The sequence below is a fragment of the Chryseobacterium metallicongregator genome (assembly GCF_031324065.1).
GTDB lineage: Bacteria > Bacteroidota > Bacteroidia > Flavobacteriales > Weeksellaceae > Chryseobacterium > Chryseobacterium metallicongregator.
The window spans coordinates 23,668-48,302 of the sequence record NZ_JAVIXS010000014.1 but is presented as its reverse complement, the minus strand read 5'-3'; the positions used below and the strand labels follow the sequence as shown (position 1 = coordinate 48,302).

Here is a 24,635-nt window from a genome sequence, read left to right as displayed (position 1 = left end):
TTTTATAATCCGAAAATACTTAAAGAAGTAAGCGTAGAATCCGTGTCCAGTGTTTTTGAACTTCCCAGTTTTTGATTCAGGCTTACTGTAATATTATCTCCCTGATTCAGGTTAAAAATCCCGGAACAGTTTCCTGCAACACGGTTTCCGATGGTATTGTTTCCAGGGTAACTTCCTACACATTTGAATACCTTATTGGTTGAAGAAGAGGCTGAGTTAGTCTGAATCAACGTTTCATACCTTGAATCATTTGCAATGCTTCCGGAAGCCAGTGAAAAGGTAAATGACACGATGTACACTCCCGTTTTTGAAGCCGTAAAAGTTCCTGTAGTCGCATTAAAACTGCTATTCACATCTGTTTTCTTAGTCCAGCCGATAACAGCGGATTGTACTCCATCACTGAAACTTTGTAAGGAAGCATTTTCTGCATCCACAAAATCATTGGGAGCCTTATGAGCTAGTGTTACCCAGGTTGTCCCGTTAGAATAGCTCAGATCCTGAGTTCCGGAATTATACCTTATCGCTCCGGCCTTTGCTGCAGAAGCAGCCTGTGAAGTTCCTCCGATTCCTATTGCATTTAAACGTTCTCCTGATCTCAGGTCAAACCTTGTTTTGGGAGATTTTGTTCCTATCCCTACATTTCCAGATTGGGTAATGACAACATCATCGTAGTAGCTGGAAGGTATAGAAACAGTGGTATTTTTTTGCCCGTCTATATGTACAGTTGCTTCCGGAGAAGACATATTGATTCCTATCTGTGCTTTCATCCCTATGCCACAGCCAATGACGAAAGCCAGTCCTAATATTTTTCTCATATTCAAATGTGTTATTGTTCTAAAATAGAAAGGTTTACAAAGCCATATTCATTGCTTGCAGAAGATGTATCTGTTCTCAGGCTCAGGTTTCCGTTATAAACAGACTGATAGATATAAGGTTGAAGCGTATCTCCTTTGTTCAGCTGAACTCCGGCAACACACGATCCGGCTACCTGTGCCTGTTTTGAAATATTGGAATAAGATTTTACGCATTTCTTTACCGTAGTATTTCCATTCACAACATATCTTGCTTCGGAAAAGTAGCCTGAAACGATAGGAATCCTTACAAAGTCATAGGTAAAAGAAATAAGATACACTCCGGTTCTTGGAGCGATAAAAATACCTGTTCCGGGAGTAAAATTTCCTGTTGGATCGGAAACTTCCGTCCATCCCGCAACACCTGTAGAAACCTGATAGGGAATTTTTACCGCAAAGTTAGCTGCCTGAAGATTGGCAACAACTACCGCTTTGGTAGGGGAAGAAATAAGGTCCTGCCATATCACACCATCGGAATACTGCATCTTTCCACCATTCAGCGGATTATATCTTAAAGCTCCTCCACCTGCCGCTGAGGCGGTCTGGCTGGTCTCTCCTATTCCGATTGAGTTGTCTGAATTTGATGCTGAACGTGTGTCTATTTTAACAGCTGGCGTTAAGGTTCCAATCCCTATTTCTCCGGCAGAAGTGACAGTAACATCATTAGCTATTTGGATAGAAGATGGAGCTCCGGATGAGGGATTATCTTTTGCTCCATCTACATGGAAAGTGGTTTGAGGGTTTGAAGTATTAATACCTACCTGCGCTTTTGAATAACTTATCGAGAAGCACAAAGGAAACAGTATTCCCTTCATCAAAATACTTAGATTTTTCATGTAATTTGTGGTTTTAAAACGTGTACAATTCTTGGCCAAAGATAAATGTAAAAGCAGATCTCCTGCAATAGTCCCGCCTCTACCACAAACACACAATCAACTGATAAACAACAAAATAAAACAGTATTTTACATTATCAAAATACGGAATTTTACTATTTAAAATAAAATCGAACCCTCATTTCAATAGAAATTTTTAAAGAATTTATGTTTTTGAAGACAAATTTAAGTCTTAATGAAATCTGAAATTCGCTTCCGGTAATGTATTTTTTTTCAGGAAAGCTTCATATTCCGGGGAGAGTTTTGCACGTCCAAAAGTATTTTCTCCGCTCATGCTTCCAAGGCGTACTTTATCTTTTCCAAATTTTCGGTTCATCGCATCCATAGCTTTCATCACAGGAAGATGCTGGTTTTGAATATCTTCTTCGAAAAGGCCGATCTGTCTCTGATCTTCAGGAACAAAATCATTCACCATTACTCCTGCTCTTTTATAATGAAATCCCTCTCTGTAAATCGCCTCAAAAAGTTCATTGACCACTCTTCCAATTAAGATGGACGAATTGGTAGGATTTGAAAGAATTCTGGTCATTGCATTTTTGTATTCGGGTAAATCTTTTCTGAATCGGTTAGTCTGTACAAAAACAGTAATCATTTTACAGCAGGTATTCTGCTTTCTCAGTCTTTCCGAGCAATACATTCCAAACGTTTCTACTCTTTCCCTTACTTCTTCTTTTTTTGTAAGCATCTGCATAAAACTTCGGGTCACTGCAATGGATTTTTTGGGAGAAGGAGCATCCAGTTCCAACTGCCGAATTCCTCTTAATTCATGAATCATTCTTACGCCATGAATTCCCATCACTTTTCGAACCCACATTTCAGGTTTCTGAAGAAGATCCCATGCTTTATACACCCCACTATCATTCATTTTGGCAGCAAGCCTTCGTCCTATTCCCCATACATCTCCTATGTTGAGCCATTTCAGAGCTTTTTCAATTTTTTCAGGAGTATCCAGAATATACACCCCTTTAAAATTATCCGGAAATTCTTTTACGATTCTGTTTGCCACTTTACATAATGTTTTGGTGGGTGCAATTCCTATGCTTACGGGAATATTTTCTTTCTCATCAATTTCATTCCTGATTTTAAGACAATATTCATACATATCAATATATTTGAATCCTGTCAAATCGAGAAAAAGCTCATCGATACTGTACACCTCATGGTCAATGACATACGATTTGGCAATATTAATAACCTGCTGGCTTTTATAATTATACAGTTCAAATTTTGCAGAAAAACTTTTCACATCATGTTTCTGAAAAAGCTCTTTGTACTTAAATGCAGGAGCTGCCATAGGAATTCCAAGATCTTTTGCTTCTTTACTTCTGGACACAACACATCCATCGTTGTTGGAAAGAACCACAACGGGCTTGCCTTCAAGATCAGGATCTAAAGTCCTTTCACAGGAAACAAAAAAATTGTTACAATCTACCAAAGCGTACATGACAATTGTATAGGAAAATCTATACAAAATTATAGTTTTTAAAGAATAAAATAATCTTTTAAGCCACAATTAACATCACATTTAACACATTGAAAAACAAATGAATAAAATTTTATAATACGACATGTTTTGTCGCATTAGCACTGTAGTTTTGTTTTCAAAAACAAAAATCATGATATAGCTTAAATCATTCTTAACCGTTCTTCCTCAAGGTCCAGCTGATAGAGCTGATGGCGGATAATTTCTTCGTTGACAGAAATATCTTTATTCAATTCTGAAAGAAACTGTCTCTGGCTTTCCAGCATTTCAAAAAAGATATCTTTGGTCTTTTCATTCATCCATTCAGTATTATTGGTCTGGATCTTTTCCTCCCATTGTTTCAGCATTCTTTCTAATCCTGCATGGCTGTTCAGTTCATTTTCATGCTTATTTTTAAGAAAATGATAAACATGCTGTTTCAGTTGATGTTTTATTTCTTCCCTGGCCTTTTTATCTTTCTCTTCATCTGTAAAATCATCAAATACATGTCCATATTTGATGAAGTATGGCAAGGTAAGTCCTTGTACAAGTAATGTAAGAAGAATCACCACAAAAGTAATGAAGAGGATAAGATTTCTGTTGGGAAAAGGAAGTCCGTTTTCAAGGGTAATCGGAATGGCAAGTGCAGCAGCCAATGAAACAACGCCTCTCATTCCGGTCCATCCAAGCATCAAAGGCATCAACAGCCGTCTTCTTGCCGAAGAAGCACGGGGAGCAACACTTGGCCGGAAAATCAATGTAGCCAGCATAGCAGCATAAGAACTTATGATTCTGGCGGCAATCAGAATACCGGTCACCAGCACTCCATATTGGATGGCTATTCTCAAAGGAATTCCTTCTGACCGAAGCCCACCAACAATTTCAGGAAGTTCAAGCCCGATGATTAAGAAAACGATACCATTCAGAATAAATACAAAGCTCTGCCATACACTATAGCCCATAATTCGGCTGGTACTGTTGAGAAATATCAATCGTTTGCTGGACATATACAAACCTCCGCAAACTACAGCTAACACTCCGGAGGCATGGAACTGTTCTGCTATCCAATACATCAGATAAGGTTCAATAATCGTTAATGCAATATCCGAAGAAGCTTCTGTAGGGAGTCTTTTGTGAACCTGTACAAAGATCCATGCCAATAGTAAACCGATTCCGGCACCTCCGATGATCATCCATACAAAGTCTAATGAAGCTTCCTGCCATATAAATTGTCCGGTTCCTACAGCAATCAAAGCAAAACGGAATATAATTAATGAAGAAGCATCATTCAGTAAACTTTCTCCTTCCAGAATAGCAGAGGTAGTAGACGGTATTTTTACAAATTTCATGATCGCTCCTGTACTCACTGCATCAGGTGGAGATACGATACCACCCAGCAAAAACCCGAGAGCAAGTGTAAATCCGGGAATAAAGTAATTGGCCGTCACCGCCACTGCCAGTGCTGTAAAAAAGACTACTAAAAAGGCAAAACTTCCGATAATGCGCCACCATCGTTTCATTTCTTTAAAGGAAATAGACCATGCAGCCTCAAATAAAAGAGGAGGTAAGAAAATAAAAAAGATAAGATCCGGATTGATCTTTACCACCGGAAGACCTGGTACAAAGCTAACAAGCAGCCCGAATACAACGAGCAAAATAGGATAAGCAATTTTTAATTTTGTAGCCCACATATTGAGCAGTACAATGGCAGCAACCATGGCCAATAAAAAAGGTAGGATCGTATGCATTTACTATTGTGTTTTATCCATCATATTTACTACTTCTATTTGATTTTTAAAAATTTAAAACCAATTTTTTATCATTTTTTTGAGTGTACAGATCAATTTACCTGTCGTTAAATCTCTTTTCTTATTATGTTTTTGCTTAAGGTTGAATGTTATAGAATTTTAAATAAAACACGTCAAGTTTCGTCGCCTCTGCGCTATACTTTTGTTCTATAACAAAATAAGAAATATGGACAAAGTAACCTTAGAAAGGATTCAGAAACTTCACCCGTTGGTAAGAGAGGAAGTGAAGCAAATTATACAGGAATGTGACGAAGCCCTTACAGGAAGAGCCAAGATACGAATCACTCAGGGATTACGATCTTTTGAAGAGCAGGAAAAGCTTTATGCCATCGGAAGAATTACTTCAGGAAAAAAGGTAACCAATGCAAAGGCAGGGCAAAGCATCCACAATTATGGACTGGCCGTAGACATCTGCCTGATGATTGACCGAAAAACAGCAAGTTGGGATACCGCAAAGGACTGGGATAATGACAAAGTTGCAGACTGGTACGAATGCGTAAAAATCTTTGCCCGACACGGCTGGGATTGGGGTGGAAACTGGAAAACATTTAAAGACCTTCCCCACTTCGAAAAGAAGACAATTCCTTCTAAAAAAGGCTCTGTAAAAACCAGTTGGAGAACGCTTTTGAAGATGCCAAAAGACCAACAGAATTACGTTATTTTTTAGTGTCATTTATTTGAAATTAAATATAATACGACATGTTCTGTCGCCTCCTCAAACTACCTTTGCTTTATAAGAAAACAACAGAAAAAGCAATGAAATCTCAATATGGAATCTCTACATTTTCTGAATAGTCAATAGGGTTCTATAGATTTAAGATTGCATGTGTCCTTTTAACAAACCATTAAAAATATCACATGAAAAAGACAACCATTCTTTCTTTGGACGGAGGTGGAATAAGGGGAATTGTAACCTGCATTATTCTGCGTTACATAGAAGAGCAGCTTCAGTATTATGATAAGCCGACTGCCAAGCTCGGAGATTATTTTGATCTGGTAGCGGGCAGCAGCACCGGAGGTCTGATTGCTTCTATTATTCTCTCTCCTGATGAAATCCGAAAAGCAAAATATTCCATTCAAAAAGGGTTGGAATTATATGCTGAAAAGGGCGGCGACATCTTCCAGGTTTCCTTTTGGGAAAAACTGGTCAATCCATTCGGATTATTGAACGAAAGAATTTCTCAGGAAGCTCTTGAAAAAAACTTAAATGATTTCTTTGGAAATTTAGAATTAAAAGAATTAATAAAACCATGTTTAATAACAAGTTATGACATAGAGAACAGAAGGGCAAAACTTTTCAACTCGTGGAAAGCCAGCCTCAGCACAGACAATTTCTATGTAAGAGATATCTGCAGAGCGACTTCAGCAGCTCCTACGTATTTTAGTCCTGTTCAGATTAAATCCATGTATGGCCAGATTTTCAGCTTGATTGATGGAGGAATGTTTGCTAATAATCCCGCGCTTTGTGCTTATGCAGAAGCAAGAAAGATTCCTTTTGCAGAAGTTTTAAAAAACCATCAGAAAGCCAATCATCCAAGCGTAAATGACATGATCATTGTCTCTATCGGAACAGGAATTGAAGCAAGACCTTATTCTTTTAAAAAACTGGAAAAGGCTGGAAAAATTGGCTGGGTAAGTCCAATCGTCGACATTTTGATGTCTGCCAACGCAGAAACAGTGGATTATCAGCTGGAACAGATGTTTCAGACGCTGGGACTTAGAAATCAAAAAAACTATTACCGATTGAATCCTTCACTGAAAAATGCGTCTCCTGCAATGGATAATGTAAGAAGATCCAATATTGAAAATCTGATACAAGCCGGATTGAGTTATATTGATGATCACAGAGAAACTTTGAACCAGATTGTTCAGAAACTCATTAAAAATAAAATATAAGCTTTTTACCTTATAACCCACTCATATAAGCTATTAAGATTATATTTAAAAATTAAAAAAATCTTTTTAAAACACGTCAAGTTTTGTCGCTTTGCCTCACTACTTTTGGAGTATCAGAAAGACACAAAACAACAATCCTTAAAAACTTTTAAAAGCCTTTGAATTCGACATTCTCCTATGCTGAACAGCCTGAAATATGTTCAAAAAAATATAACCAACACCTTATCCCACAAAACATGGAAACACCAGATCACAATACCGATATACTCTTCAATGAAGATCTCTATACGATAGAATGGAGCGATATCGAAAATGCTGAGATGGACTATGAAAACTATCTCATTGACATTGAAAACTTCTTCAGGGAAGATTTTGAAAAAGGAATACCCGAAGAAGATATTTTTTAAATAAAAATTAATACACGACAAGTTCTGCCGCTGTTCAACATCATTTTTGAAATCTCTATAATAACCGTACAGCAATCTCATTAAACATTCTCAATTCTTTGAATTCACCATTCACAAAATGCTGAACAGCCAGAACTATGTCTGAAAATATAGCACAAAAGTGAGCCTGCTCCAATAAAAGCAGATCACAGCACCCAATTTATTAACCCATCACACAACGTTTTATGAAAACAAAAGAAGAATTAAAACTCTATTTTGAAAATGGAGATATCCCAAAACAGGAAGATTTTTGGGAATGGCAGGACTCGTACTGGCATAAAGATGAAAAAATCGACATGCGGAAGATTGCAGGTCTGGAGAATGGTACATTCAACATACTTTATGCTGAAATGGATGCTGATAAAAATGCTTCACTAACCTTCTTTTCAAAAAGAAAAATTGTAATAAAAGAAGGAACACTCACTATTCCCAAAAATTTCACTGCAGGTCTGCAGGTAACTGATGTAGAAATCCCTGACTCCGTAACAAGTATTCAGGAAAGTGCATTTAGTAACGGCGGCTTGACCACCTTTAAAATTCCTCCCAAGGTAACGGAAATCCCCAATTGGGCATTTTACAATAACAAATTGACATCTTTATTTATTTCGGACAGCGTTATCCATATTGGAATACAAGCATTTACAGCCAACCAACTGACTGAAATCCGTCTCCCTAAAGGAATAACAATTATCTCACAAGGTGCCTTCTCTGTCAATAAACTGACATCCGTTGAGATTCCCAATGGAGTAACGGAAATTAGATCTGATGCCTTTGTCAGTAATCAGCTCACCTCAGTGATTATTCCCGATAGTGTCCTCAAGATTGAAAACAATGCTTTCAGAGATAACCAGCTTACAAAAGTAACATTAGGACCTGATACCTCCTATACTCCTTATTCTTTTGACAGTACTGTGGAAATTGTAGGAGGAAAACTGATCAATTAAACTTTAAGCAAATGAAAACAAAACAAGAATTAAAAAAATATTTCGAAAACGGAGATATTCCGGTACAGGAAGAATTCTGGGAGTGGCATGATTCCTATTGGCACAAAGATGAAAAGATTCCTGCAGATCAATTAGATTATGATTTGTCTAAAAAAGCAGATGCAAATGCATCCAATATAAATCTGCAGAATGCTCAGCTTTGGAAAGAAAAAATTGAAACTCAGACAGCTATTCAGGTTCCGCAATTAAATGGAAATATCTTAACGGTATTTTATACGGGTGAGAATGGTGTCCAGCAAAGCAAATCCGTAGATTTAAGCAGTTTGGTAACCCGTGATATCAGTATTGAGAATGCTTCATATGATGCGTCTCAAAATAGTATTACCATTACCCAGAATGACGGATCAGCCTTTCACATCAATCTCTCGGAATTCAGTATCATTCCAACGACCAATTCTGATGGAAGTGTAACATTATCACAGGAAGGACAGGAAAAAGTCACTGTAAAAAAAGTGGCTGTAACAGGCAGTTACAATGATCTTTCCGATAAACCGACTTTTAGCGGAAATGATAATTTACAGAATGTCATTGACAGAGGCAACGGAACAACCAAACCTATTATTTTCCAGCCAAGCCAGGGCAGAGCAGGTGAAATAAACTTCAATCCTACCACTTATTCCTTTTGGTTTGGAAATTTAAACACGGATCACACCGGAGCTTACGGACTGGGAATTGGTTATAATACATTATCAAAGTTAACCACAGGATCAAATAACGTAGCCCTTGGTTCTTATGCTTTAAATGAAACCACCACAGGAAGATGGAATACCGCAACCGGTGTTTCAAGTGGAACTAAACTTACAACGGGTAATTTCAATGCTTTTTTCGGAACACAAGCGGGAACTGAAACAACAACAGGAAACGGAAATACATATATCGGAGATGAAGCAGGGAACAAAAATATTACCGGAACCAATAACACGGCTCTTGGTCTTGGTGCCGCTTATTCCTTAACTAATGGAACTCAGAATACTTTCTTAGGTGCTTTTGCCGGAAATATTCATGGGAAAGCAACAGGATCTGGTGCATGGGGTTACAACACTTTTATTGGATATAATGCTGCCTCTACAACTCATGCTATGGGAGTTTGGGGGGATAACAATGTAGTTATCGGCTGTAATGCACCGTTAGGAGGTTCAACATTCAACAAGTTGGTTATTGAATCCAATCCGGTAGCAAGACGTCATGATTTTGTAACGCCTTTAATCGGTGGAGACTTTGCTGCAAGAACATTGGATTTTGACGCTGTGGTTTCTGCAAAAAGAACCCCTTTAGCAGATAACACCTATACAAAAGTAGCGGTTCTAAATGCCAATAATGTATTTGGATATAAGAATCTTTCTGACTTCCAAAACTGCATTCCGCTTACAGGAACAGAAGTTAACAATCCCGTGTCTGGTCATATCCAATTTGAGAATGCCGAAGCACCGGAAATTGAATCCCTTCTCTATAAAATAAATACTCAGGACGGAATTAAAAGCCAGGTAGGTTTCTTTCCAAGTGGAGTTTTGATCACATCAGGCAGTGTAGATAATTCTATACAATCGAATTTAGATGTCAGTAAAGATTACGGTGTATTGGCAAGAGCTTATGGTGCAAAACTTAGTTTAAGCAATGCCGGAGCTTCTTTAACAAGTTTCACTGATCATTCTGACGGAAAAGGAATTATGGTAAGTAATTATCCTGATGAACCTGTCATGGTAGAACATCAGGTGTCAAATGCCAGAGGATTAAGTTCTAAAACTTATTTCGGAGACAATGCACAGGAAAATGATTACATCCAGAAACAATATGCAGACAAACAGCATTCTTACAGTACCAAAGAAGAGCTAACAGGTGGAAAATGGATCAACGGTAAGCCTGTTTATAAAAAAACCTTGTATCTGGATCAGATTCCAAGAACAGGTGAAATTGATTTAAGACCTGAATTCCCAGACCTTGAAACCATTATCTCCAACGAAATGTTTACAGAATGGGATGATCTCAAAGCGGCATTTGCAGGTAACCAATGGAGAACAAAAGCCTATATCACAATCGAAAGAGAAAGAGCTATTATAGAACTGTTGAATACACCTGATTACGATTATTCTCTTATCAACTCGTTTACTCTAACTCTCGAATACACAAAAAAATAAAAACAAAATGCCAACAAACAATACATCAACAGCAAAATCCGCATTTACCGTTGGAAAATCCTTAGTAGGAGAAGGAATTATTAATTATAAAGAAACAAACCCTATGAATACAACCAATAACGCATCACAATCACTTTTCAGATTTGTAAGTCTGAGAAACCCACAATTAACAGAAACTAAAGATAAAAACTTAGGATTTATCCACAGACCTAAGGGAGTAACGGGTATTTTTGATACAGCAGTAGCAGGAAGACCTGCCAAAACGTTAAAATTTGCTGCAATGAAAAGGGTTGCAGGGGAATTTAACAATGTAGGGTTCGAAAGTGAAAAGAAAATTGAGGAAGGCGCATTTAAAGATCTTCTTGTGATTGGAAGAAAGCTTTCTAAAAAAGAAACATTAGACAGTGCCGACTTAGCTTTCGTTACAGATTATTACAAAAGCCTTATTAACACCAACAGACAGTTAAACACAGAAGGAATTGCTATATTTTCCCAGCTTTGGAATAATTATATTCATCAAATTGTTACCCAGGGAGATTTCTATATTAAAGAAGCAATCAGCCACGTTCTCATGGCTATTCAGCTTGGTTTTGCCAGCAATCAGGATCTTACGGATCAGGAAATTATCAAGATTAATGGAGAAAAACCATTGGAAAAAGCATTGGATGGGAAAATTATATTACCAACTATCCTGTTTTCAGAAGATACCGAAAACGTTTCTTCAGTGGCTTCAAGAAGTACTGAAGGCTCTGAACCAGCTTTGGCAGCAAGAACGATTCAAAGATTAGAATCTGAAGCAAGAGCTTCTTTTGTATCCAGTAAAGCGATCCACAGAAAAGAATCTTTGAGCAAACTAAATTCCGAGCTGGAAAAACTTCAGAAAAAATTCCATAAATCCAGACATCAGGCCTATCAGGATGCGTATTCAAGATATATGGAAGAAAACAAAGAGCGTTTAGAACTCTATGACAGAAAATTAGCCGAAGTAGACAGCAAAATTACTCCGGACATGTCTGAGGAAGAAAAAGAACGTCTTTACAGCACTTTAAAGGAATATGAAGTTATTCCGTTTGTATTTACGTACAAAAATGAAATCAATTTAGAGGATTTGCAGGCAAAACTTTCTCCGGAATCTTTCGACCTTTTTGTTGAGCTTTTCGGTGAATCTACAACGGGATTAGTTGCTCTGGCTGAAGATACAGACAGTCTTCAGATCCTTTCACATGATACTTTGAGAATGGGTGCTCAGACTATTGTTCTTGATGATGAGATAGAAAGCTATGCAGATGCTTTACTTGTTGTAAAAAGTAATATTTCTTCTTCCATGGAAACTGCTCTTCAAAACAGTCCGCTTCCCGAACAACAGTACGCGAATATTGGTGGAGCCTCAATTCCCCTTATTCAAAATACAGCCAGAACGCCGATGGCATACAGCTTATATGCACACAGCTCTTACAGGGTGTCAGGGAGCAGAGGATTTGTTAATTTTTCTTTTGAAGTCGAAGATGTTTCTTGGAGTGTTGCTAATGCTAAAATTACAGCCACAACAGATGCTGCCGGAACCTTTGAAGAAAACTACAGCAATATTTCTGTGATAGATAATAAGATTACCTTACCTGCAGCTTTAGTAGACAGATTCAGAGGCAGTTTTAGTTTCAAAATAGAAATCATTTTTGATAACGGAAGCGTAGCCTATGGAGAGATTGCTACACAATATCCAAAAGAAGATCTGAACCTTACAGGAATGCTTACATTGAAGCGTGCAGCCGTTGAAAACCCAGGTACACCTGAGCCAGGCACCATCCAAAAACGTAAAAATTTCGGGATCAAAAGACTTGGAGTCGCAGATTATATGAAAGTAGTACAAAGTGTTCATGCTTATGTTCCTGGAGAGGTTTCCAATATTGAGAATGTTATGGCAAGCGAACTAAGACATAAATCTTCGGTTTCCAGAGAATATTCTGAAGTTACAGATACAACTTCCAAATCTCAGGAAACAGAGAAGATGTCTGATACTTCCAAAACGTCAAGAACAGATATGCAGACCGAAGTTGCTAAAGAAATTGAGAAGCAGCAAAGTATTTCTGCCTACACAAGATTCAGCTATGGAAATGACAGTGCCATGAAGTTTGAAATCGGAGCAGACTATGCCAATAATACGGCACAGCACGACAGTACAAGACAAGCTGTGATGAAATCTCAGGAAATCACGGAAAGAGCAATGGAAAGAGTTCTTACTAAAATTTCGGAAGAAAGAGTTCAGAAAATCATCAAAGAATATACAGAAACCAATGTTCATGAATATGACAACAGAGGAAAAGTAACCAATACTGATAATGCTGAAGCAGCACAGCCTAAGCACATTACCGGAGTTTACAGATGGATCGACAAGAAAATGAAAAACCAGATCTACAACTATGGTAAACGTACCATGTTTGAATTTATGGTTCCTGAACCTTCAAGATTACACCGTCTGGCTCTTACTGTTGCCAAAGCTCAGGTACTTAAAGCCCCTGTAGATCCTAGAAAAGCACCGGAACCATGGTTAATGGCAGATCCAAAATCTGCAACGATTGTACAGATCCAGCATTGGGCTCAGGAATATGGAGTAACTTTAGAAGCTTTCCCGGAAGCAACCAAACAAGTTATTCATACTGCGTCTAGCGTTCCTCAGACAAATGACGATTTTGGAATTGATCATACCCAATTTACCATCCCGGATAACTATGCCGGAAAAAATGCAAGTTTCAACTGCGTATCAACAAGAAACAGAGGTGGCGGATGGTCAGGATCACGTTATTCTGAAGTACTCTTCTCTAACTTAAAAGGAGATATGATTGGCCGTTCTGAACGTGGTGGAGACCTTGTTTTTAGCGAAGGATCATCCGGTTTTAATATCACAGGTAATGTAACTTTCCAGGTGAAAGGACACAATGTAAGAAGTTATACCATCAAAGTAGTTGTAAATTGTGAATTAAGTGATGCTTTCATCAATAAATGGAAAACAGATAGCTTCAACGAAATTATTAAAGCTTATGAAGCTGCTTATGCCAAATTCCAGGAAGATCAGGCCAGATTAGACGCAGAGCAAAAAGAAAAAGAAGCTCAGCTTAAAGAAAGACAGGATACTTTCTATCGTTATATGGAACATGATGTCTTAAAGCACAACTGTATCGCTTATTTATTACAGGATTACCTTTATACACTTGGCCAGGAAACAACAAACGGTGCTGATGAGAAAACAACCATGGATAATTTCCAGGTATACCTGAATGAAAATCTGGACAGATATACAGCCCTTGCTAAGTTTATGGAACAGGCATTCGAATGGGAAATCATGGATTATACCTTCTATCCATACTATTGGGCTAACCGTAAGAGCTGGCAGGAATTCTACATCAGTGAAAGTATGGATCCATTGTTCAGAAGCTTCTTACAGGCGGGTATGGCAAGAATTATTGTGACCGTAAAACCAGGTTTCGAAGCAGCCGTTCAGTTCTTCCTTGAAACAGGAATAATCTGGAATGGCGGTTCTGTTCCGGTAATCGGAGATCCAATGTACATGAGTATCGTGGACGAAATGAGACAGCCAACCGGAGAACCTCAAGGTAAATACTGGATTACCAGAATCCCTACTACCTTAACAATCCTTCAGGATAAATCTACAGGACTTCCGGTAAATCAGCCATTACCGATTTTCCCGGAAAATGATCCTAAAAATTGTGAAAACCCATCAGAATTGGAGTTTGAAACAAGCTTCAGATTAGATGAAGATGCACAATTGTCACATAGTGATGGGGCTACGACATTGCCTACCACAATTATTGGATAGAATTTACCTTAATGGCGGTGTGAAATATCACCGCTTTTTTTACAATTTTTAATTTCAAAAAACTTAAGAAATGAAAAATATAGATATTAGAAACCTCGCGAAAATTGGTGTGGCAGATGTAGATGTTTATAAGGCTAATCATAGGAAATTTAGTGCCACATCTCCCAAATTATTAATGTTTTTTAGATCTTCAGATCAGGCGAAGGGTCTTCCTAAAGATTCATCTGGTAAAAACAACGATATGAAATATAATCAATCATTTGGTTTTGATATGTTTTGCCAGCATCTATATGGTAATAATACTGATGTCTACAAAAACGGATACTATGAAAAAAAGGTAGTTGGCGGAAAAACAGTTGACGACAAATCAAGAGAAAAAATTGTAGGAAAACTTGAATCTTTTTATGAAAAAGATCCTAATCTTACATACGAATTAAAAGACCCAAAAGCTCCGCCAGTATCTTACTTTATTGATGAAACATACACATTATCAAAAAGGAACAAAAAAATGACAGATATCAGTTATTATATTCCCAATGTACTTATTAAGCCAGGTCAACAAGTCGTATTGTCTGCCAAATTTTTCGACACAGATAATGCTTCAAAATTAGGTGCTATTGTTTCATTCAAATTATCTAATAATAAAGGTATTGAAACTTTTACCCCCTCTCTTACATTTAATAATAATGAGGATGTTTTAGATTTTATTATTAAAACTAAGGCCAGCGAATTTATTGCTGACAAAACAACAGTAACAGCTTTTATCAATGATGGCACAGGAAAAGAATTGGAAATAGGCAAAATAAATCTATTACCTAATCAATTGTTAAAAGCAAAATCCTTCTTTATTGATGTTTTTTATAATACTACGACTCCAACTGCTCCCTTCAATGGTACAACAATGATAAATGATTTAAATATGAAAGCTTTAAATCAATCGTCTGTGGAATTAATTTCCGGAGGAGCAAATAAAACAATGTTTATTAAAGCTAATGATCAAGAACTTGTAGATGGAAAATATGACGGGCAGCCAATTTCCAATATTTTGACAAATAAGGGAGCTGGAAAGCCATATGAACTCAATGATTTAAATAAAGCTTTAAGAATAATAACGTCCAGATTCTATGAAGAAATAATTAATGAAATTATAATAAATACTGAAACAGAATTAAAAAATCTCGATGTAAATGACGGAACTGCTACAAGAAAGCTAATTGATCCATCCTCCTCACTAAAGGGAACATTAGATGACCTGGATATTACAAAGCCTTTCAATTCAGGAGGTAGTGTTATGAAAAGATATGATTTTATTAAAGATAGATTATATGGTTATTTACATCATGAATTTAAAATAAATTATCTTTTTGCATTTATATGTCATAACATCGAAACAAAGGTAACTACAACTACAACAGCAACTACTTCAACTACTTCCCGTGATGAAGCAATGGCTTTTCTCGATGCAAAAGAAATCATTATTCCCAATAATGCTATTGGAAAAACAATGACTTTAGCTCATGAAATTGCACACTGCTTCGGTGTAAGGCATACTTTTGATATTTCAGGAAGCAGTCCACAAATAGGGGATCTGAAACTTCCTCAGCAAAAAACTCTTGAAAATATTATGGATTACCCTAAAAATGGTGATGCTGATAGAAGGTCCTTTATTAAATACCAATGGGATAAAATAAGAGAGAGTGTTTCTTCGCATGTGAATACAGTTGCAGAACTTAATTTTGAGCAACATACTGACAGAAACCAATCCGGCCTCATCGATTTCACAAAAGAAACAGGTTATATATGGGATTATAGCAGAAATTTAATGGATTTCCTCATGAGAGCAATGGAAAAAAAATATAATGGTGATTATTCAGAAATTAAAAATTCTAGTGATAAAATTTTGACTATTTTTGCTAATGAAATTACCAAAACTCTAAATAAATTATGAAAACCCTATTTAAATTTATACTTTCTATATTTATTCCATTACAATTTTCAGCTCAAGGCACTTTACAATATGATTTTAAAAAACAGGTGAATTATGTTTTTCAAGGTTCTCTATATGAGGCTTTCCAAGAAGCTGTAACCAATTATAATAGTAATTCCAAAGAATATATTCAGTCTGATATTCTACCTTTAAAGTTTGCCACTCAGCATAAAGAAAGTAAAAATAAAAATTACACAATAAAAATTGAAGATTTCCCCAATCAATATAATATAAAATTCAAATTTGATCAATATGAGAACAACAAGGAAAACTGTTTGAATTTTTTAGAAATTGATACAAATAAATTATTTATACAATCACAAAAAGATAATTCAGGAGTTAAGTATATTAATACATATTTAAACTCTTTTATGCTAAGTAGTAGCTGTGATAATGATAACACAAAAACATGGATTTCAAAAAGTTTCCTATGCAAAACCCATGTAATATCTAATGAATATATTGATATTAACAAAGATTTTAAAATAATCAATATATTGTACTACAACACTTTATCATTAACCTCTAACAGCGCTAAAAATAAGTTTGAAATTATTATTTATGAGAAGGTTGATAGGCAAATGAATCTTTTAATGAGAAAAACAATTATAAAAGGGAATAAGGAAGATGCAGTTGATTATTTAAAACGCCATAATATTAATTACAATAGTATTAATGATAAAGACTTCCAAGAACAGGATTTCAAAAAAATTTAAAACTGAAAAGGTAAGTCTTCACCATAATAACGTGGAATATGATGAGACTTATAAAAATTACTGTATTATGAAAGAAGAAAAAATAGATAAAATCATAATTTCATTAACAGATGTAAAAAAAAGGATTGTATAACTCATATGGCTCCTATCTAGGCTTTGATATACGCACGGAGAACTATAAAGAAAATCCTGAATGGAATGAGTTTGATTTCAAAAAAGAAGTTTTTGAAGAGCTTTTAGGAGAAGGCTTTGGGAAGAAAGACTCTTACTATGAACCCAACACATGGGAGTTTGTTGTTGATGCACTGGAGAATAAAATTAGAAATGTGCTGAAAACCATGAAAAAAGTACCGGAAGAGCATACAAAAAATCCTATGGAATATTTGAAAACTTACAAAAACAAACATTTTGATCCCATTGCAAATCGTTCTGTTTTTTATGAAGATATAAAAGAATTCCTTGGTGAATTATATCATTATAATATTCGGGAAAATGTCAGAGATAAAAACTTGTATTATTTTCAACTTTTTTACAATCATCTAAAAAGTAGTTTCGAAGAAGGTCTCCCTTTGTATATTACGGTAGCTACTATTGAAGACCAAAAATAAATGCCTATTAAAAGGATCTATTTAAAAACAAAAAATAAAACACGACACGTTTTGTCGCATGAACCGCATATATTTGTCTTATAAAACTTTACCATGAAACGCAGCGTTGCTGCACCCTAAAAATAGAGAAATGAAGAAAGATTTTTATCTGACAAGATATGCCTTAATAATTAAAAGATTAGAAAGTTCTCCGGCGACCTATTCACAGCTGGAGGACTATCTTTTAAACTCTTTTGAATTCCAGGATGCAGGAATCAAGAGCTACTCTATCCGTACCCTGCAGAGGGATATCCGGGAGATTTCCGATCTTTTCAACCTTTCTATTCACAACAAAAAAAAGGGAGACAACCGATATTATATTGAGAGCCGCCCCATCATGGAAGTGGATGAATACAACCAAAAACTCCTTGAATCTTTCCAGGTAAGTAACGCCATGAATACCCACCCCGATTTTTCAGATTTTATCTTTTTTGAAAGTCGAAAACCTACCGGTGTAGAACATTTTTATGATCTGTTCTTCGCGATCAGAAATAAAAGGGTTGTAAGTTTTGAACACTACAATTATAAAAACAAATTGATGACCTCCAGAAAAGTTCATCCTCTGGCTTTAAAAGAATCTAAAGACCGATGGTATCTTATTGCCATTGATACCAAAGATAAAGTTTTAAAATCATTTGGGTTGGACAGAATCAACTATCTGGATGTAGCCAAAAATCAGTTCAGGGAGAAGTACAAATACAACTTCAGGGAGCATTTCAAAAATGCATTCGGAGTGATGAACCTTGCGGAACAGAAACCACAAAACATTGTATTGAAATGCAGCCGCCATCAGGGAGAATACATCAGAAGTTTCCCTCTTCATCAATCCCAGAAAGAAACCAAAGAAACGCCGGAAGAGATCTATTTTGAGTTCTTCCTCCACCCTACTTATGATTTCATGCAGGAAATTCTTTCATTTGGAAAAGAGGTAACCGTTCTGGAACCGAAAGGTTTAGTTGATGATATTCGCAATCATTTGCAGGAATCTTTAAACCGTTATCTTGAAAGCTGATCATAAAGAAAGTATTTCATATTTTTTGTTATATTTACATAAATAAACCCTTATTGAAAACTTTATTCATTGGCATCAGCTGCTTTATCTCTTCCTTTTTTCTTGCACAGCAGAAAGAAGAGTTCAGACTGGTGAAGAGCTACTATAACCAGCACAGAAATATGCTGAATAAAGAGTTCAAAAAGAAATTTGATGCAGAATCCAATACAGTTAAAAAAGCTGCTATAAAAGGCGATTTTCTTTTTTTTATGAAAAAAATGGACAGCATTGAAAATAATGCTCTGATTGGAGCTTTATTAAAAGTCAGAAACCTTGAAGATCTGCAGACCATCAAAAATCCCAGCTTTACCTCATCTGAAAAATTTTCAGATGCTGAAAAAATTGCAGATTATCCTGGTGGAATTAACTCTTTGAGGCAGGAAGTTGCCAATCTTTTGTATGTTGACGGTGTCTATTCTGAAGAAAAAATGGTGAAAACCGATGTCGCTTTTATTGTTGAGAAAGATGGAACTGTCAGCAATGTTCATGCGCAAGGAAATAATTTCACCTTCAACAGACAGGCAGAAATTGCATTATATTCTCTGGCGGAAAAATTTTCTCCTGCAATACTGAAAGGCAACCCTACCATTTATCATTTCAGACTTCCTTTAACTTTAACAATAACGGACTAATGTTTACCGACGAATATTACATGAAAATGGCGCTGCAGGAAGCAGAAACCGCTTTAGAAAAAGATGAGGTTCCTATAGGATGTGTGGTAGTCTCCAACAACAGAATTATTGCAAGAGCTCATAATCTCACAGAAACATTAAATGATGTGACCGCCCATGCAGAAATGCAGGCCATCACCTCAGCAGCTAATTTCCTGGGAGGAAAATACCTGAAAGACTGTACACTTTATGTAACGATGGAACCATGTGTGATGTGCTCAGGCGCGCTTTCCTGGTCTCAAATCTCGAAAGTAGTGATTGGAGCACGGGATGAACAAAGAGGTTTTATCAATAAACATCTTTCTCTGCATCCTAAAACAGAAATTATCACAGGAATTATGGAAGCCGAATGCTCTTCTATCGTTAAAGACTTTTTTAAAAGTAAAAGATAACCCTGATCCATTCAAAAAATCAAGTGTATTTGGGCTGGAATAATAACATATAAAAAGCCAGAGAATAATTTTCTCTGGCTTTTGTTTTTTTTATAAAATCCGAAAGTTTTTATATTCCTTCTGATCAGTCTTTAAAAATAGAATATCTCACAATATCAAAATATTCACCATCCTTCTTCATCTCCTGTTTTAATATGGCCTCCTGCTCCATTCCTATCTTCTCCATAATTCTCCCGGAAGCCGGATTGTGAAGGAAATGAGTAGCAAAAATTTTGTTAAACCTCATTTCATTAAGACCAAAATCTACAATTGCTTTTGCAGCTTCAGTAACGTATCCCTTATTCCAGTAAGGAATTCCTATCCAATATCCAAGTTCAGCTTTATCATCATCCCTGTCATGCAGCCCGATAGCTCCTATGATTTGACTTTCCTTATTCCGGATTGCAAAAGTATATCCGGTATGGTTATCAAAAGCTTCTTTTGACATTTTCACCCAGGATCTCGCATCATTTTCCACATATGGATAAGGAATATTGGAAGTAAGATCAGAAAAAATTCTATGCTGAAGATATTCAACTATAAAAGGAATATCTCTTTCTTCCAGTTGTGAAAGCGTCAATCTTTCGGTTTCTATTATAGGAAACTTGTTCATTATACTAAAATTAAGGTTGAGGTAAAATTAAGGTATCCTGATTCAACTCGACTCTTACTCTGTAATTTATAAATCCTTACCAAGAAAATAAAGACCTTTAAGGGTGTGAAGCCTGTCCATCACATGAATCTTATCCGTCAAAGGCTTGTAGACATGGGAAACACCTCCTGTTGCCACTACAAAACAGTCGTCATTCACTTCCTCATTGATACGGGTTACAAAACCTTCTACCATACCGAGAAAACCATATACCATACCACTTTGCATACACGTTACCGTATCCAGTCCCAAAACAGATTTTGGTTTCTTCAGTTCGATATCCGGAAGCTGTGCGGTCTGGTTAATTAATGAATTCAGAGAAGTCACAATTCCCGGAGCGATAATTACCCCTAAGGTTTCCCCTGTTTCTGTCACACAGCTTGCAGTAAGTGCTGTTCCGAAATCTATGACAATCTTCTTTCTGTTCGGGTACAAATTGTGTGCAGCTACCAGATTTGCATAGATATCTGTTCCCATCTGCTTGGATTTTGCCTGTACTCCGGAAGGGGTGTTTCTGTCAACAATCACAGGAGTAGTTCCGTGAATTTTTTTGATCCCGGAACTCATGACTTTGGTGAGCTGAGGTACTACGGATCCGATAATTACCTTATCAATCTCTTTGGGATCAATTTTATAGGTTTGATAGAGCATCAGCATCTGTACATAAAGTTCATCTGCCGTTCTGTAAGGCTTTGTATTGATTACCCACGAAATATCACAATTATCCCCATTGAAAAGACCAAATCTGATATTGCTGTTTCCTACATTTATTACAATTGAATTCATTGACATATTTTTCAGAAGAAATTCATTAAATCTACTTGAAATTCCCGCTTGATTTTGAGGCAATAAATTTAATAATTTTAAAAAAAAGAACCTGCCATTATCAAACTAAATTACAATGGCTCACTTATTTTTTCTTTCTCCGGAACAAATCACTATATTTAATAACACAATATAATTATTCTGACTGTCTCATGAAAAAACTGATCCTCGGTACTTTACTATGCCTCAGCGTCTCTATTTTTGCACAATCCGGCAATTCAATGGCAAGCATTTTACAAAAAATAAAGAGCCAGTCAAAAATTGACACTCAGGATAAGAGGGTGTATGATCTGATGGATGAGTTTTATCAAAAAAATCTTCAGGCAGATACTGATGAAATGACTGCCGAGTTTACCCACAAATTTCAAAAAGCAGTTGCTGATCCGAATACCAAAAATATACATCTGCTTTATCTTTTCCTGATGTATCAGCAGCACATCAGCCAGGCAGTGGCAGAAGGGAAAAGTCCCAATCCTGAGTTTCAGATAGAAACTATGCATCTTCTGGAAAGTGAAACAAAAGAAGTATATGGAAAGCTCCCGGCCATTATTTACATTTTTAAAGCAGAGGCCTTAGAGAGCGGCTCAAAAAAAGAAGAAGCACAAATTACGGTTGCCAACGGTTTAAAAGAATATCCGGATTCTGTTCCTTTAAAGGTTTACAGTTATTTAAATACCAAAGATGAAGCTTTGAGGAAAGATCTTACCCAAAATCATCCAAATCATTGGATGGTACAGCAATTTGGAATAAAATAAAAAAAATCCACAGATAAGTCTGTGGATTTTTTCGTTGTATAGGTCTATTGTTATTTCACTTCAACAAAGTTATTTTCCATATTCACATCTGCAATTCTCTGGCTGAAATCAATTCCCAGAACAGATAACTGAGATTTTGTGTAGGGAATGGTAAGCGTATATTCTTTCTGAGTCCAAGGCCAGTAAGGCATTGTTTTAAACTCTCCGTAGATATCTTTTTCTTTCCATGTATGAGTCATATTCATTGGAATCTGATAAGTGATTACTTTCTTATCCGTAGTCATCACTCCAAAATCAATTGGCATCGGAACCTGGCCATTGTTGACTAAGGTAATGGTAGTAGACTTGGCATCGTATTTCACATCCTTAATTCCGTAATCGATCGTCTTGGTTGTGTTGATCCAATAGTTATGGAACCACTTCAGATCCATTCCTGATACTTTCTGTGCAATGTGAAGGAAATCTCTGTCTGAAGGATGCTTCATACTCCACTGATCATAATATTGCTTTAAGGTTTCTGCTAGTTTCTGCTCTCCCATAATGTATCCGAGCTGCACTAGGTATAACTCACCTTTTACATATGATGCAAACGTGTAAGACGTCCCGTTATCGTGGTGATCACCTAACCAAACAGCCGGTTCTTCGATTCCTTTTTTAACAAATTTTCTGTATGCATCGAGCCTTTCCATAAAAGGATTTGGCAGATCTTCAGGAAATAATTGATACATAGTATAGCCTTCTGCATAACTTGTAAAACCTTCATCCATCCATGGGCGTACAGATTCATTCGTAGCCAGCATCTGCTGATACCATGAATGAGATCCTTCGTGAGCCATTAAGCCCATTAAATCTTTAACGTTTTTAGCTTCTCCTAAAATCATGGTACACATTCCGTACTCCATTCCGCCATCTCCTCCCTGGATAAATGCGTAAGTTGGATACACATATTTTCCAAAGTGAGCATTCATGATCTGGAAATATTTTGTAATATAAGGCTGAGATTCACCCCATGCCTTCGTTTTATCATTTTTCTGATAAACCAGATATACTTTCGGACCTTCCGGAACATTGAAGCTTTCTACAGAATAATCTCTGTCTGCACTCCATGCGAAATCAAGAATATTTTTTGCCGTCCATTTCCAGATTGCCTTTTTATCTTTTTCTGTTTTTATTTTTGCATTGGCATCATAGCCTTTTACTTCTGTTGGGTTCTCCAGAATTCCTCCTGCTCCCACTACATAATCCTTGTTGATTTTAATGGTAACATCAAAATCAGAGAACGGCGCATGGAATTCTCTTCCCAGATAATCGAAAGTTGCCCAGCCGTCATAATCGTATTCAGCAATTTTAGGATACCATTGCGTCATGGTCATATCAATACCTTCTCTGTTGTTTCTTCCGCTTCTTCTGATCTGCTGAGGGATTACAGAATCCCAATCCATTGTAAGTGTAGTGGTAGAATTTGGCTTGATAGGTTCTGCCAGATATACTTTCATAATGGTTTCCTGAACTTCAAATTTCAGGTCTTTTCCATTTTGTTTAATCCAGTGAATATTCTGAACACCTTCCTGATCTTTAGGAATAGAAGCCAGTCTTGAAATACCGTCTTTCTGCAGTCTCCCATCACCATTTTTGCCTTGGGAAGCTACTCTCTGATCCATCATAGAATTAGGTTTGAAAGCATTCCAGTATAAGTGGAAATAAACCACATTCAGCTCGTCCGGAGAATTGTTGGTGTATTCTAAAGTTTGTTTTCCCTGATAGGTAAATTTTTCAGCATTGACATCAATATCCATCTTGTACTTCGCAGCCTGCTGATAATAAGCTCCTTGCTGAGCCTGAAATTGTGAAATGATAAACGCAAAAATGATTGCAGCCGATTTTCTCATTTAAAATTTTATTTTTTCTAAAGGTAGTTAATTTAAATAAGAACCTCAAATAGGAGTTATTCTGAGGTTTTATTCTGTTTGTTATGGTTTTAGATGGATTTTAATTCGGGTTGTTAAATTCTTTTTTGAAAATATGAATGGTTAGTTTGATCTGCTTTTCAACAGTTTTTTAATTAAAGTAATCTGCCCCAGATGATAGTAGCTGTGCTCAATCATTCCGTCGATATTCCTTCGGTAAGTTCCATATTTTTCATCTATGAAAACCTCATCAAGTTTAGAATCCGGCATTTGTTCTAGTAATGCAGCAAACTTTTCAGAATCCGTCCAGAGTTTATTCAACAAATCTTCCCATTGTTGTTGAGATTCTATGGGAGGAAGATCAAAACTGAATTTATCTTTGATCTCAAGATCTCCTCCTTCAAAGACATTGACAATTCCTGCAATATAATAATCAATGTGAAAAGTGAGCATCGCAATGGTATTGAAAGCATCTACTTTTGTTACCGCCTGTTCCCAGCTCACCTCTGAAAGCTGATCTTTAAAATTCGTATTAGCGATCCAGAAACCATCCAGCAGAACCTCTCTGAATCTTTTCGCAAGTTGTGAAACTGAGCTCATGGATATTTTATTTATGTTTCTTAAAGATAGGTTTTTATTTAAACACAAATTTCACCAATGAAAA

General features: G+C 36.4%; 21 protein-coding genes. 13 read left to right on the top strand and 8 right to left on the bottom strand.

The genetic code is table 11. The features are described from left to right. Positions 1–2 precede the first annotated feature (2 nt). The 4 genes from REB14_RS13735 to REB14_RS13720 all read right to left on the bottom strand — a co-directional run bounded on the left by REB14_RS13735 (position 3) and on the right by REB14_RS13720 (position 4,956). Complete coding sequence (locus REB14_RS13735; protein ID WP_309522445.1) at positions 3–815, bottom strand: hypothetical protein; 813 nt, start codon at positions 813–815, stop codon at positions 3–5. 11 nt (positions 816–826) lie between these two features. Further along, entirely contained in the window at positions 827–1,687 is an 861-nt protein-coding gene (locus REB14_RS13730; protein ID WP_309522444.1) for a complement C1q domain-containing protein, read from the bottom strand. 231 nt (positions 1,688–1,918) lie between these two features. Beyond that, a complete protein-coding gene (locus tag REB14_RS13725) occupies positions 1,919–3,217 on the bottom strand; it encodes a Y-family DNA polymerase (RefSeq protein WP_238594337.1) in 1,299 nt (432 codons plus the stop codon). A 155-nt stretch (positions 3,218–3,372) separates the two neighbouring features. Further along, positions 3,373–4,956, bottom strand: a complete 1,584-nt coding sequence (locus REB14_RS13720; RefSeq protein ID WP_079240051.1) for a Na+/H+ antiporter — start codon at positions 4,954–4,956, stop codon at positions 3,373–3,375. Between the two features lie 226 nt (positions 4,957–5,182). Between REB14_RS13720 and REB14_RS13715 the strand changes: the two genes are divergently transcribed. The 12 genes from REB14_RS13715 (at position 5,183) to REB14_RS13660 (ending at position 19,793) form a co-directional block, all read left to right on the top strand. Continuing rightward, positions 5,183–5,683 (top strand): M15 family metallopeptidase, encoded by a 501-nt coding sequence (locus tag REB14_RS13715; protein WP_309522443.1) that lies wholly within the window; start codon positions 5,183–5,185, stop codon positions 5,681–5,683. Positions 5,684–5,874: 191 nt separating this feature from the next. Next, positions 5,875–6,912, top strand: a complete 1,038-nt coding sequence (locus REB14_RS13710) for a patatin-like phospholipase family protein (protein ID WP_309522442.1) — start codon at positions 5,875–5,877, stop codon at positions 6,910–6,912. A gap of 236 nt (positions 6,913–7,148) precedes the next feature. Next, complete coding sequence (locus tag REB14_RS13705) at positions 7,149–7,319, top strand: hypothetical protein (RefSeq protein WP_158521333.1); 171 nt, start codon at positions 7,149–7,151, stop codon at positions 7,317–7,319. A 224-nt stretch (positions 7,320–7,543) separates the two neighbouring features. Then, positions 7,544–8,302 carry a leucine-rich repeat domain-containing protein gene (locus REB14_RS13700; protein ID WP_079240047.1) on the top strand — a complete coding sequence of 253 codons (759 nt, stop codon included), beginning with the start codon at positions 7,544–7,546 and terminating at the stop codon, positions 8,300–8,302. A gap of 11 nt (positions 8,303–8,313) precedes the next feature. Beyond that, positions 8,314–10,497 carry a hypothetical protein gene (locus tag REB14_RS13695; RefSeq protein ID WP_309522441.1) on the top strand — a complete coding sequence of 728 codons (2,184 nt, stop codon included), beginning with the start codon at positions 8,314–8,316 and terminating at the stop codon, positions 10,495–10,497. Between the two features lie 7 nt (positions 10,498–10,504). Next, the gene (locus REB14_RS13690; protein WP_309522440.1) at positions 10,505–14,329 is read left to right on the top strand and encodes a hypothetical protein; all 3,825 of its coding nucleotides are present in this window, start codon (positions 10,505–10,507) and stop codon (positions 14,327–14,329) included. 70 nt (positions 14,330–14,399) lie between these two features. After that, complete coding sequence (locus REB14_RS13685) at positions 14,400–16,277, top strand: hypothetical protein (RefSeq protein ID WP_309522439.1); 1,878 nt, start codon at positions 14,400–14,402, stop codon at positions 16,275–16,277. Further along, positions 16,274–17,032: a hypothetical protein gene (locus REB14_RS13680; protein WP_309522438.1), complete on the top strand. Its 759-nt coding sequence runs from the start codon at positions 16,274–16,276 to the stop codon at positions 17,030–17,032. Before REB14_RS13685 ends, REB14_RS13680 begins: the two co-directional genes overlap by 4 nt. A gap of 125 nt (positions 17,033–17,157) precedes the next feature. Continuing rightward, positions 17,158–17,640, top strand: coding sequence for a hypothetical protein (locus REB14_RS13675; RefSeq protein WP_309522437.1), 483 nt, complete (start codon positions 17,158–17,160; stop codon positions 17,638–17,640). Between the two features lie 130 nt (positions 17,641–17,770). Further along, a complete protein-coding gene (locus REB14_RS13670) occupies positions 17,771–18,691 on the top strand; it encodes a helix-turn-helix transcriptional regulator (protein ID WP_034691697.1) in 921 nt (306 codons plus the stop codon). Between the two features lie 53 nt (positions 18,692–18,744). Continuing rightward, positions 18,745–19,362, top strand: coding sequence for a hypothetical protein (locus REB14_RS13665; RefSeq protein WP_238594336.1), 618 nt, complete (start codon positions 18,745–18,747; stop codon positions 19,360–19,362). Further along, entirely contained in the window at positions 19,362–19,793 is a 432-nt protein-coding gene (locus REB14_RS13660) for a nucleoside deaminase (RefSeq protein WP_149834095.1), read from the top strand. The genes REB14_RS13665 and REB14_RS13660 overlap by 1 nt, the downstream gene beginning before the upstream one ends. Before the next feature lie 124 nt (positions 19,794–19,917). Here REB14_RS13660 and REB14_RS13655 read toward each other — a convergent pair whose 3' ends face one another. Next, positions 19,918–20,445: a GNAT family N-acetyltransferase gene (locus REB14_RS13655; protein ID WP_079240040.1), complete on the bottom strand. Its 528-nt coding sequence runs from the start codon at positions 20,443–20,445 to the stop codon at positions 19,918–19,920. Positions 20,446–20,511: 66 nt separating this feature from the next. After that, positions 20,512–21,270: a type III pantothenate kinase gene (locus REB14_RS13650; protein WP_079243820.1), complete on the bottom strand. Its 759-nt coding sequence runs from the start codon at positions 21,268–21,270 to the stop codon at positions 20,512–20,514. A gap of 191 nt (positions 21,271–21,461) precedes the next feature. Between REB14_RS13650 and REB14_RS13645 the strand changes: the two genes are divergently transcribed. Continuing rightward, entirely contained in the window at positions 21,462–22,064 is a 603-nt protein-coding gene (locus REB14_RS13645; RefSeq protein WP_309522436.1) for a hypothetical protein, read from the top strand. Between the two features lie 50 nt (positions 22,065–22,114). On the opposite strand, the gene REB14_RS13640 is transcribed toward REB14_RS13645, so the two are convergent. Together REB14_RS13640 and REB14_RS13635 are read right to left on the bottom strand one after the other, a co-directional pair. After that, positions 22,115–23,953, bottom strand: a complete 1,839-nt coding sequence (locus tag REB14_RS13640) for a M1 family metallopeptidase (RefSeq protein WP_309522435.1) — start codon at positions 23,951–23,953, stop codon at positions 22,115–22,117. A gap of 141 nt (positions 23,954–24,094) precedes the next feature. Next, the gene (locus REB14_RS13635) at positions 24,095–24,571 is read right to left on the bottom strand and encodes a DUF1572 domain-containing protein (protein ID WP_309522434.1); all 477 of its coding nucleotides are present in this window, start codon (positions 24,569–24,571) and stop codon (positions 24,095–24,097) included. Positions 24,572–24,635: the final 64 nt, after the last annotated feature.